An 11,093-nucleotide genomic window follows, 5' to 3' on the forward strand; every position below is an offset into this window, starting at 1 on the left:
TCGACGACCGCGGGCCACGGGCCGGCCGCGCCGCGGCGAGCGACCCGGCTGACCTGGGCCTTCTGTTTGCCCTGCCGAAGGACGGGTAGCCGCCCCCTATGAGTCAGTCTTCGGCGGCTGTGAGAACACGCCCATGATCGGCGACGACATCGACGGGATCGTGGTGGTGGTCCCCGTCCGCAACGAAGAGCGACTGCTGCCTCGGTGTCTCGCGGCGCTGGAACGTGCCGTCCGCCGGGTCGACGTCCCGGTCCGCGTGCAGCTCGTGCTCGACGCCTGCACCGACGGTTCGGCGCGGGTCGCGGCGTCGGCCGAGGTGCTGACGGTGTGGGAGCGCAATGTGGGGGCAGCGCGGCGGCTGGGCTTCGAACACGCGGGCTCGGGGTGTGCGTCCGAGACCTGGTTCGCGACCACCGATGCCGATTCCGAGGTCGAGCCATCGTGGTTGTCGGCCCAGCTCGACTACGCGCGAGCGGGTTTCGAGGTGGTGGCGGGTGTCGTCGCGGTGCGGCAGTGGGACGCGCACTCGGCGCGGACCCGGCGGATCTACGAGCGGCAGTATCTCGAGCACGGGCCGGAGGGTCATAGTCATGTGCACGGCGCCGCGCTGGGCTTCCGCGCCGACGCCTACTGGGGAATCGGTGGGTTTCGGGCCTTGCCGACCGGCGAGGACGTGGATCTGGTCGCGCGGTTGCGCGCGTCCGGAGCCGCCATCGCCTGGGCCGGGGACGTCGCTGTCACCACCTCCGCGCGGCGGCACGGGCGCGCACCGCACGGGTTCGCCGAGCACCTGCGCCGTATCGGGCGGGACGCATCGCGGGAGGTGTCATGACCGGCGTCGACAGTCGGGTTTCCGGCCTGTGCGCCGAGGCATCGGAACCGGTGATCGCCGCGGAACTGCGGTCGCTGGCGAGATCCGGACGGCTGGATCTGCCGTTACCGGGCTCGGGGCAGACCCTCGAGCGATGGCGCGCGCTAGCCGAGATCGCCTACGCGGATACGGTTGTCGGGCGTCTGGCCGAAGCCCACACCGATGCTACGGCGATCCTGGCCGAGATCGATCACGGCGCCCCCGGGCGGCCGTCGACCGAACTCGCGGTGGCGCCGGAGCAACTCTGGGGCGTGTGGGCCGCGGAGCCGCCTGCTCCGGTGCTGCGGGCGCGCGAGGTGTCCGAGGGCTGGGTGCTGGAGGGGCGCAAACTGTGGTGCTCGGGTGCGAGCATGTGCACACACGCACTGGTCACGGCCGAGATCGACGGTCAGCGCGCGTTGTTCGCGGTGGCGCTCGACCGGTCCGTCGTCCGGCCGGTGCCGCACACCTGGCCTGCGGTCGGTATGCGGGGGTCCGATTCCGGCGCCGTCGATTTCGACCGTGCGCCGGCGCGGATGATCGGTGACCCCGGCGCGTACCTGAGCCGTCCCGGTTTCTGGCACGGCGCCATCGGGGTGGCCGCCTGCTGGTACGGCAGCGCGTGCGCGGTCGCCGCGACACTGCACCGCAGCGCCGCCGCGGGCCGCGCCGACGACCACGCGCTCGCCCATCTGGGCGCGGTCACCGCGAGTCTGTCGGCCGCCCGTGACAGCCTGTCCGTCGCCGCGCAGGCGATCGATGCCGACCCCGCCGACCTCACCGGAGCGGGTCGACTCCGGGCCAGGACCGTGCGCGCGATCGTCGAGAACGCGGCGACCGACACCCTCGACCGTGTCGGGCGCGCCCTGGGCGCCGGCCCGCTGTGCGGCGACGAAGCCCATGCGCGCAGAGTCGCCGACCTGACGGTGTACCTGCGTCAGAGCCATGCCGAACGCGATCTCGCCGCCCTCGGACGAGACCAGGCGGACAAGGAGTTCTCATGGTGGCCATGCCCCTGATCGACCCGACCGATCCCGGCACCGCGGAAGGCGCGTGGACGCCGTGGCGCGAGAGCAGACCCGAACTGCGCGTGGAGCATTGGCGGCATCTGATCGTCGTCGCCCCGCACCCCGACGACGAGGTACTCGGCGTCGGCGGGCTGATCGCGCACCTGCGATCGGCCGATCTGCCGGTCACCCTGATCTCGGTCACCGACGGTGAAGCCTCGCACCCCGGCTCGCCCACCCACACCCCGGCCGAGCTGGCCGGCCTGCGGATCGAGGAATCGGCCAACGCGGCCCACGAACTCGCCATCGGGGCGCCGATGCGGCTGGGCATGCCCGACGGCCGGGTCGCCGAGCAGCAGGCCGAACTCACCGACCTGCTCACCGAGGTGCTCGCGGTCCTGGGCGGGCCGGGGGTTCGATGCGCCGCCACGTGGCGACACGACGGCCATCCCGACCACGAAGCCGTCGGCCGCGCGACCGCCGAGGCGTGCGCGAACACAGCGACCGAATTGCTCGAGTATCCCGTCTGGATGTGGCACTGGGGCAGCCCCGACCATCCGCGAGTCGCCGCGGCCAATGCCTTCGGCCTGGCGTTGCCGTCGTCGGCGGTCGCGGCCAAGGCACGGGCACTGGCACAGCACCGCAGTCAGATCCGTCCGCTGTCGGACCATCCGGCTGACCGTCCCGTCCTGCCTCCCCATGTCCTGCATCGGTTCACCACACGCGACGAGGTCTTCTTCCAGTGACCGAGTCCGCGCTGCCGCCAGGCTATTTCGACCGGATGTACGCCACCGACGACGACCCGTGGCAGTTCACGCTCCGCTGGTACGAGCGGCGCAAACGCGCGCTGACGATGGCTATGCTGCCCAGGGCGCGCTACCGCGCCGGGTTCGAGCCCGGCTGTTCCATCGGCGTGCTCACCGAGGAACTCGCCGGGCGCTGCGATCGCCTCGTGAGCACCGATGTCGCCGAGCGGGCCCTGGATTCGGCGCGCGCACGGCTGTCGCGTTCTGGCCACGCGTCGGTGGAGTTGCGCCGGTGGGGGCTGGGACAGCGCTGGGCGGCAGAGGAATTCGATCTCATCGTGCTGAGTGAGGTCTGCTACTACCTCGATGCCGAGACGCTGCGCCAGGCCTTCGACCGTGCGGTCGCGCACCTCGAACCCGGCGGCACGCTGCTGTGCGCGCACTGGCGCCACGTGGTGGCCGACTATCCGCTGACCGGCGACGAGGTGCACGCGATCGCGCATCGCACCGCCGGACTGGCGGCCACGGCCCACTACGGCGACGAGGATGTGCTGATCGACGTGTTCGCGGCCTCGCCGCCGAACCCGCCGTCGGTGGCCCGCGTCGAGGGTCTCGTCTGAGGCAGGGGAGTCGCGGGCCGGGCGCGACGGCCCGGCCGCGACTCAGGACCGCCGCCGTCGCCGGGCGATCAGCCAGACCACGAACCCGGCGAGCACCGCGGCTGCCACCGGCAGCGCGGGCGTGCGGGCGACATCGGTGGCCTGCCCGGTCGCATCCAGCGCCAAGTCACGGTCGAGCCGGGGGACCGGGTCGTCGGACTCGCTCATCGCGGGTTCCTTCCTCGGTGGTCTCGCAGCGTGGGGGCTGTCAGTGCCCGCGCTGATCGGTGAGCTTCAGGCCCTCCTTGGCCTTGATGCGCCGGTGCTCGAGCAGCAGCCAGACGACACCCGCGCCGGCGAGCAGGACCGCCGCGACCCCGGCGACGGTCGCCCAGCCGGTGAACCCGTAGCCGGTCGCGGTCAGGCACAGACCCAGCGCGATGACGCCCAACGCGCACAGGATGATCCCGGGGAAGTTGTAACCGTCTTCCAGGCCCTCGCCGGCGTGGCTGCGGGTCGTGCGGGCATGGTCGGGGAATTCGTCGTCGTGTCGGTCGGCGCGCTGCGGCGCGGAATCGTGGTGCGGATTCGGGTAGGTCATGGATGGTTCCCTCCAGGTTGACCGGTATGAGCGGGCCATACCCGCTGGGCCGCTGGTCAATCACCGGGCGGCGGACCGGAGGGCGAACTCGACGCGAAAAGAGCCCGGGCCGAGGGTCGGCCCGGGCTCTTCGACACCCGATCAGCGCAGGTCGAACCGATCGTTGTCGACCACCTTGACCCAGGCGGCGACGAAGTCGTCGACGAACCGCGCGCCCGCGTCCTGCTGCGCGTAGACCTCGGCCACCGCGCGCAACACCGAGTGCGCGCCGAAGACGAGGTCGTTGGCGGTGGCCGTCCAGCGGGCCTGACCCGTCTTGCGGTCGACACCGTCGAAGACGTTCTCGGTCGACTCCGAGGGCTTCCACTCGGTGCCCTGATCGAGGAGATTGACGAAGAAGTCGGTCGAGAGCACGCCGGGACGCTCGGTGAGGACGCCGTGGCTACTGCCCGCGTAGTTCGCGCCGAGCACACGCAGCCCGCCGATGAGCGCGGTCAGCTGCGGCGCGGTCACGTCGAGCATGTACGCGCGGTCGAGCAACAGGCGTTCCAGCGGTGCCTTCTCCCCGTCGCGCACGTAGTTGCGGAAGCCGTCGGCCCGAGGCTCGAGCACGGCGAAGGACTCGACATCGGTGGCGTCCTGGGTGGCGTCGGTGCGGCCCGGATGGAACGGCACGGTGACCGGGTGACCGGCGTCGGCGGCCGCCTTCTCGACGGCGGCCGAGCCGGCCAGGACGATCAGGTCGGCCAGCGACACGCGCTTGCCGCCCGCGGCCGAACTGTTGAAGTCCTGCTGGATGCGCTCGAGCACGGGCAGCACCTGCGCCAGCTCGCTCGGCTCGTTGACCTGCCAGCTGCGCTGCGGTTCCAGGCGCAGGCGGGCACCGTTGGCGCCGCCGCGCTTGTCGGTGCTGCGGAAGCTCGCCGCCGCCGCCCACGCGGTCTTGACCAGCTGCGCGATCGAGAGTCCCGAGGCCAAGACGGTGCTCTTGAGCGTCGCGATGTCCTGCTCGTCGATCAGTTCGTGATCGACCGCGGGTACGGGGTCCTGCCACAGCTGCGGCTCGGGGACCCAGGGGCCCAGGTAGCGGCTGAGCGGTCCCATGTCGCGGTGGAGCAGCTTGTACCACGCCTTCGCGAACGCTTCGGCCAGCTCTTCGGGGTGATCGAGCCAGCGGCGGGTGATCTCCCGGTAGATCGGATCCTCACGCAGCGACAGGTCGGTGGTCAGCATCGTCGGTGTGCGCGCGGGGCCGTCGAACGGGTCGGGGATGGCGCCTTCGCCCGCACCGTCCTTCGGCTTCCACTGCCAGGCGCCGGCCGGGCTCTTGGTCAGTTCCCACTCGAAGCCGTACAGATTCTGCAGGAAGCCGTTGCTCCACCGGGTCGGGGTCGCAGTCCAGACGACCTCCAGGCCGCTGGTGATGGCGTCCCTGCCCTTGCCGGTGCCGTAGGAGCTCTGCCAGCCCAGCCCCTGCTGCTGGATCGGGGCGGCCTCGGGTTCGGGCCCGACCAGGCTCGCATCGCCTGCCCCGTGGGTCTTGCCGAAACTGTGGCCGCCCACGATCAGCGCGGCGGTCTCCTCGTCGTTCATCGCCATCCGGCCGAACGTCTCGCGAATATCGCGGGCGGCGGCCACCGGATCGGGGGTGCCGTTGGGGCCTTCGGGGTTCACATAGATCAGGCCCATCTGCACGGCGCCGAGCGGGCCGGACAGTTCCCGGTCACCGGCGTAGCGCTCGTCGCCGAGCCAGGTGTCCTCCGGACCCCAGAAGACCTCCTCGGGCTCCCAGATGTCGGGCCGGCCGAAGCCGAAACCGAAGGTCTGGAAACCCATCGACTCCAGCGCGACGTTGCCCGCGAACACCAGCAGGTCGGCCCAGGAGATCTTGGTGCCGTACTTCTGCTTGACCGGCCACAGCAGTCGTCGCGCCTTGTCGAGATTGGCGTTGTCGGGCCAGCTGTTGAGCGGGGCGAAGCGCTGCGCGCCCTGGCCGCCGCCGCCACGCCCGTCGGCGATGCGATAGGTCCCGGCCGCGTGCCAGCTCATCCGGATGAACAGGCCGCCGTAATTGCCGTAGTCGGCGGGCCACCAGTCCTGGGAATCGGTCAGGACCGCGGCGATGTCGGCCTTGAGCGCTTCGACGTCGAGGGTGGCGAATTCCGCTGCGTAGTCGAAATCCTCGCCGAGCGGGTTGGCCTTGGACGAGTGCGCGTGCAGCACCGAGACATCGATCTGCTCCGGCCACCAGTCCTTGTTGGCGTTCGGCCTGCGGTCGGTCTGCGGGGTGGGGGCGGGGATCGCCGGGTTTTCGCTCTCGCTGGTGGAGTCGCTGTCGCCGGTGGGAGGGCGGTTATCGGTGGTCACGATATTCCTTCCTGAAACGAGTCGTGCGGGCTGCGAGCGGAGTCGTCGGCGGAGGGGACGGTGGAGCAGTCGGGGCACCGGCCCCAGTAGATGATCTCGGCCTCGTCGATCGTGAAGCCCTGGGCGTCGGCGGCCGTCAGGCACGGTGCCTCGCCGGTGCGGCAGTCGACGTCGGCGATCTTCGCGCACGTGCGGCAGATCAGATGGTGATGGTTGTCGCCGACGCGCGATTCATACCGTGCCACCGACCCCCGGGGTTGGATGGACCGGAGCAGGCCTGCGGCGGTGAGCGCACGCAGCGAGTCGTAGACGGTCTGGTGCGAGACCGCGGACAGCCTGGAGCGCACGGCGCGGATGATCGAGTCCGTATCGGCGTGCGGATGGTCGTGGACCGCCCGCAGGACCGCCACCCGCGGGGCGGTGACGCGGAGGGACGCTCCCTGCAGCAACTGCTGGAATTCCGTGTCCGTCGGCACGTCCGAAAGTGTTCTCCGTTGTCTGGAATCGGTCAAGCATATGACCGGCCTCGTGTTCAGGGCCGGGAATCCGCGGTACCGCCACCAGCAGAACGGTCACCCCGACACCGCGGGCGGCGGCCTGCTGCTCATCACGCGTGCGGATCTGCTCGACCGCGTCGGCGATCCGATCGACGAACGCCGCCTCGCCGAGCAAGTGGCGCTGCTCGACACCGATATCCGCCTGCTCGGGGCCTGAGCGGAATCGTCGCCGGACACCGCTGTGGCGGACCCGGACGCCCGGGTCCGCCACAGCATCGACTATCGGGTGCGGCCGGTGACCAGTCCGACCAGTGCCAGCAGCAGCACCGCACCACCGAAGCAGGTCAGGAAGCTGAACAGCAGACCACCACCGGCGACATCGACGCCCAGCACCTTCAGCAGGAACCCGCCGAGCAGACCGCCGACGACGCCGACGGCGATATTGAGCACGATGCCCTGCTGGGCATCGGTCTTCATGACTTTGCTGGCGATCCAGCCGGCGATGCCGCCGATGATGATCCAGCCGAGAATTCCCAGTCCGAGCATTGCTGCCTCCGATCGTTTCCGGCCCTGGCGGGCCGTGATTGTGCGTGGATTCTCAGTCCAGGGCGCGGACGTCGGTCGCCTGTGGGCCCCGGTCGCTGTGGTCCATCTCGAACTCGACCTTCTGGTTGTCCTCGAGGGTGCGGAATCCGTCGCCGCGGATCTCGGAGAAGTGAACGAAGATGTCGGCACTGCCCTCGTCGGGCTCGATGAACCCGAACCCCTTCTCCGCGTCGAACCACTTCACAGTGCCTTGAGCCATTGCTTCCCACTCCGTTCGATCGGTACCTCTCGATCGGAGGATGTCCCGGACCGGAATCGGTAAACGGGTCACCACCCACCGATCTTCGGCGACGATGGGCCCACGGTCTGCTCCGTGGTGGCCCGGCGCCGCCGACCGCGAACCGTCACCTCGGGCTCCGCTCTAGGCGAAGCGGGTGGTGAGCTCGGCCGCGATCTCGTAGTGGCGCAGGAGGAAGGAGCGTTCGTCGAGCTTCTTGCGCCGCAGCCAGCCGGTGACCTCGGCGTTGCACTTGCTGGAGTTGCACGATCCGCAGGCGGGGACGACGTTGCCGAGGGTGTAGCGGCCGCCACGCGAGATGGCTTGCACGCAGTCCTTCTGCAGCGAGGTGGAGGGGGAGCCGCAGTAGGCGCACCCACCCCAGGACGTCTTGAGCGCGTCCCACTGCGCGTCGGTGAGGTCATGGGTGACGCGCGCCATCCGCTTCTTGCGCTTGCGCGCGGCGCGCACCTGTCTGCTACCGCCGGTCGGCACCAGGTGAGAATACGTGCCGCGACGGTCGGCTGGGCGCAGGCGGGCACACCGTGTCCGACCCGGCCGCGACGCCGCAGACGGGTGCGGTGGGCTACGAAACGACCTGGGAGCTCAGGTAGTTCAGCAGGAGGGGAACGTCCTCGCCGTAGTCGATGTGGGCTTCGGAGGCGTAGAAGTTGGCCATGTCCACGCCTTGGCGACCCAGTTGGACGAGCTCGTCGACGGTGGCGGGATCGGTGACGCTGAGCAGGGTTCGGGTGGTCGCGGTGAGGTCGGAGCGGATGCCCGCGGCGACGGGGCCGAGCACCGAGCCGGTGAGGTCGGCGCCGGTGGCGGCCAAGGCCGCCAGGTCGGCGGCGGCGGCGAGAGGGTCGTTGCGGTCGAGGGATTCGACCGCACGCCAGAGGATTTCCTGGAGGTGGCCGACGCGCTCGGCGATACCGAGGAGATCGAGGTGGGTCAGGGCGTCGGCGATGACGCTGACGCCCGCGGTCCGGCCGGACGGGTCGACCGCGGCGGCCGCGCGGATGACCTGGGCGACCAGGACCCGGTCTACGCCCGCGGCGGCCTCCACGAAGGGGGCCAGGGCGGCGTTGACGGCCCGTGCGGTCTGATGGGCGCCGCGGATGTCGCCCGCCGCGAGGGACTCCGGCAGGCGGGTGAGGTCGTCGACGATGGTCGGCAGGTTCGCCGCGGTGGCGGTCCAGCCGGCGCCCATGGTGACGGCTTGGGCGATCAGACTGCTGGGATCGGCGGTGGCGGGGAGCAAGTTCGCGATCGGGGTGGGATCGCCGCTCAGGACCCGGCCCAGCACGGCCAGGAACGGGGAGGTGGCGGCATCGAGGGAGCAGTACAGGTCGCCGTCGGCGCACAGCGTGCGAACCCGCTCGGACAGCGCGCCGAAATCACGGCTCCGGGTGCCGGCGATGCCGCGGCCGGGCTGCGGATTGCCCAGGGAGAGTGTGGTGTTCGGATCGCGATGCGGGTCGGCCAGTAGCCCGACCCCGACCACCCGATCGGCGTCGATGGGGCCGTCGCCGTTGCCGATCTCGGTGGCCAGATCGCCGATGCCGTCCGCGCCCTGGCTGTAACCGGCGAGCACGACCCGCGTCGAGCCGCACAGGCCACGCAGCATCTGGCGCAGACGGGATTCCAGGGTGCTCAGGGACTCGGCGTAGCTCAGGCCCTGATCGAAAGCGCTGGCGGCATAGGGGGCGTAGAGCACGGTGATGTCGCGGCCGAACTGCCGTCGCAGGCCGTCGCCGACAGGCCGGAGCATGCCGACGGGCACCTCGGGATCGGCGTCGAGTGTGGTCTCCCAGGTTCCCGGCCCGAGTATCGCGGTGTACGGGGTGCAGGGCTGCGGGCCGGACGTTTCCGCCCGCGCGTCGCCGACCGCCGCGGTCCCGGCCGCGACGACGGCGGCGACCAGCGTCGCGGCGGCGGATCTCGACAACCTGTTCATCGTCCAATTCCTCTGTTGCCGAAGGTGATTCGCGACGGTGCGACAGGTGTTGCAGCGCGCCGGACCGTCGTGGCCAATTCTGGCCGCTCGCCGCGGGTTTCGCCCACACTTTCAGATACAGTTTCATTTCAGATTCGATCCGGGCTGCGCGGTCCGTCGTCGGCCCCGTCGACCGACGCCGTCCCCGGCCGGCCGCGCGCCGAGCCGGGGACGGGTCTTCACGGTGGCGCCAGTTCCACCGAGTCTGTGCCGGATCCGGGCGAACCGTCCCACGCTCACCGGCACAGAACGGTAGGCGAGGTACGGGCCGCGGCACTCGTCGCCGGACGACAGACTTGTCGGTGCGGGTTGTGCGCGCGTCACGAATCCGGGCCGGGCGCGACGGATTCGCCCAGGGTCGGCAGGATCGCGAGGGCGACCTGGAGTTCGAGGGTTCTGATATCGGCACTGCGGCCCAGGATCGCCTCCGCCTGCTGCACCCGGTAGCTGACCGTGTTGGGATGCACCAGCAGCCGATCGGCGGCGCGGCGGCGACTGCCGTTCTCCCCGAGGAAGACCGACAGCGTCGTTGCGAGCCGATAGGTGGTCTCGTCGGGTGCGGCCAGGCGGCCGAGCACCCTGGTGACGAACGCGCGTGCGTGCCCTGGGTCGGCCGTGCACAGCGCCGCGACCGCGATCTCGCCGTAGCGAGTCACGGGATCGGCGCGGTGGGCGGCCATCGTGGCGACGCGGCGGGCATGCTCGGCTTCGAGATGACTGCGCCGGAAGCCGTCCAGTCCGTGCGCGGGGCCACCGATCGCCGCTCGCACACCGGGCGGCAGCGCCTGCTGGAGTTCGGTGAAAGCCCTGGGCGAGAAGGATGCACGCGACCCGGACCAGCCTGCGAGAATCAGCGCGCCGAGCGGATGGGTGAGGGTGTTCTCGGCCCCGAGGTGCCGCGCGAGCTCGGCGAAGGCCGCGCCGAGGGTGGTCTGGGCGTCGCAATGCTCCGGGGCGCGGTCGAGCCAGACCACGGCCGCGAGGTGGTACCGGTTCACCTCGTAGCGCAGGCGAGTCGAGGCGCGTGCCGGATCGTGCTCCCGATCGGCGACGATGTCGGCGATCGCCGCCGCCTGTGCGGCCGCGGCGCTGCGCATCCAGCCCTCACATTCGACTTCGTAGGCGTGTTCGGCCCGGATCATCGCGCCGTCGAGATAGGCGAAAAGCCATCCCGTCGCCATCCGCAGCGCGGTCGGCAGTTGGACCGACCCGGGCGCGGTGGCGGTGATGCGGGTGAACATCCACTGCCACATGCCCTCCTGCGCCAGGCGATACAGCCGCATGACCTCGGTGAGCGGAACACCGCGCCACACCCTGGCCCGGATCAGCGCCAGCCCCGGCTCCGGCAGGTCGAAGCGCCGGGGATCGCCGCCGTGCTCGAGTGTGTCGGCCAGCTGGAGCATGTGCGCACTGATGCCGGCCCGGCTAGCCTCGGCCACCTGGTCGTCGGGGAACAGTTCGGGGATCTCGACCCGCATCCGCGCCACCGACGCCGCGGTGAGGTCGGGGGCGCAGCGGCGGATCTCCCGCGCGAGGGGGCGAAGGATGTCTTCCCAAACCTGTCCGGCCGCCTCGTCGTCGGGCGGCAGCCAGCCGCCCGACGA

At 70.8% G+C, this 11,093-nt stretch carries 14 protein-coding genes; 5 read left to right on the forward strand and 9 right to left on the reverse strand.

All coding sequences use genetic code 11. The features are described 5' to 3' along the window. Positions 1-133: 133 nt before the first annotated feature. Genes V8688_RS03550 through V8688_RS03565 form a run of 4 tightly spaced genes read left to right on the forward strand, consistent with a single transcriptional unit; the run spans position 134 to position 3,223 of the window. Positions 134-832, forward strand: coding sequence for a glycosyltransferase (locus V8688_RS03550; protein ID WP_342800158.1), 699 nt, complete (start codon positions 134-136; stop codon positions 830-832). Beyond that, complete coding sequence (locus tag V8688_RS03555; protein ID WP_342800159.1) at positions 829-1,869, forward strand: acyl-CoA dehydrogenase; 1,041 nt, start codon at positions 829-831, stop codon at positions 1,867-1,869. Before V8688_RS03550 ends, V8688_RS03555 begins: the two co-directional genes overlap by 4 nt. Beyond that, positions 1,851-2,603: a PIG-L deacetylase family protein gene (locus V8688_RS03560; RefSeq protein ID WP_316574513.1), complete on the forward strand. Its 753-nt coding sequence runs from the start codon at positions 1,851-1,853 to the stop codon at positions 2,601-2,603. The genes V8688_RS03555 and V8688_RS03560 overlap by 19 nt, the downstream gene beginning before the upstream one ends. Further along, positions 2,600-3,223 carry an SAM-dependent methyltransferase gene (locus tag V8688_RS03565; protein ID WP_308248529.1) on the forward strand — a complete coding sequence of 208 codons (624 nt, stop codon included), beginning with the start codon at positions 2,600-2,602 and terminating at the stop codon, positions 3,221-3,223. The genes V8688_RS03560 and V8688_RS03565 overlap by 4 nt, the downstream gene beginning before the upstream one ends. 42 nt (positions 3,224-3,265) lie before the next feature. Here V8688_RS03565 and V8688_RS03570 read toward each other — a convergent pair whose 3' ends face one another. From V8688_RS03570 to V8688_RS03585, 4 genes are all read right to left on the reverse strand, one after another. After that, complete coding sequence (locus V8688_RS03570; protein WP_342800160.1) at positions 3,266-3,430, reverse strand: hypothetical protein; 165 nt, start codon at positions 3,428-3,430, stop codon at positions 3,266-3,268. A gap of 40 nt (positions 3,431-3,470) precedes the next feature. After that, complete coding sequence (locus V8688_RS03575; RefSeq protein ID WP_218719127.1) at positions 3,471-3,803, reverse strand: hypothetical protein; 333 nt, start codon at positions 3,801-3,803, stop codon at positions 3,471-3,473. A 141-nt stretch (positions 3,804-3,944) separates the two neighbouring features. Continuing rightward, a complete protein-coding gene (gene katG, locus V8688_RS03580; RefSeq protein WP_218719128.1) occupies positions 3,945-6,170 on the reverse strand; it encodes a catalase/peroxidase HPI in 2,226 nt (741 codons plus the stop codon). Then, positions 6,167-6,646 carry a Fur family transcriptional regulator gene (locus V8688_RS03585; RefSeq protein ID WP_342800161.1) on the reverse strand — a complete coding sequence of 160 codons (480 nt, stop codon included), beginning with the start codon at positions 6,644-6,646 and terminating at the stop codon, positions 6,167-6,169. The genes katG and V8688_RS03585 overlap by 4 nt, the downstream gene beginning before the upstream one ends. A gap of 52 nt (positions 6,647-6,698) precedes the next feature. Here V8688_RS03585 and V8688_RS03590 point away from each other — a divergent pair, with 52 nt between their 5' ends. Further along, a complete protein-coding gene (locus tag V8688_RS03590) occupies positions 6,699-6,884 on the forward strand; it encodes a hypothetical protein (RefSeq protein WP_342800162.1) in 186 nt (61 codons plus the stop codon). 62 nt (positions 6,885-6,946) lie between these two features. Here V8688_RS03590 and V8688_RS03595 read toward each other — a convergent pair whose 3' ends face one another. From V8688_RS03595 to V8688_RS03615, 5 genes are all read right to left on the reverse strand, one after another. After that, positions 6,947-7,213 carry a GlsB/YeaQ/YmgE family stress response membrane protein gene (locus V8688_RS03595; RefSeq protein ID WP_342800163.1) on the reverse strand — a complete coding sequence of 89 codons (267 nt, stop codon included), beginning with the start codon at positions 7,211-7,213 and terminating at the stop codon, positions 6,947-6,949. Positions 7,214-7,265: 52 nt separating this feature from the next. Beyond that, positions 7,266-7,472, reverse strand: coding sequence for a cold-shock protein (locus V8688_RS03600; protein WP_218719131.1), 207 nt, complete (start codon positions 7,470-7,472; stop codon positions 7,266-7,268). A gap of 162 nt (positions 7,473-7,634) precedes the next feature. Then, complete coding sequence (locus V8688_RS03605) at positions 7,635-7,985, reverse strand: HNH endonuclease signature motif containing protein (protein WP_342800164.1); 351 nt, start codon at positions 7,983-7,985, stop codon at positions 7,635-7,637. A gap of 91 nt (positions 7,986-8,076) precedes the next feature. Beyond that, positions 8,077-9,450: a cutinase family protein gene (locus V8688_RS03610; protein ID WP_218719132.1), complete on the reverse strand. Its 1,374-nt coding sequence runs from the start codon at positions 9,448-9,450 to the stop codon at positions 8,077-8,079. A gap of 359 nt (positions 9,451-9,809) precedes the next feature. Beyond that, positions 9,810-11,093 (reverse strand): helix-turn-helix domain-containing protein (locus V8688_RS03615; RefSeq protein ID WP_342800165.1); only part of this gene is annotated, 1,284 nt, incomplete at its 5' end.

Source organism: Nocardia sp. No.11, assembly GCF_038752175.1.
Classification (GTDB): Bacteria; Actinomycetota; Actinomycetes; order Mycobacteriales; family Mycobacteriaceae; genus Nocardia; species Nocardia canadensis.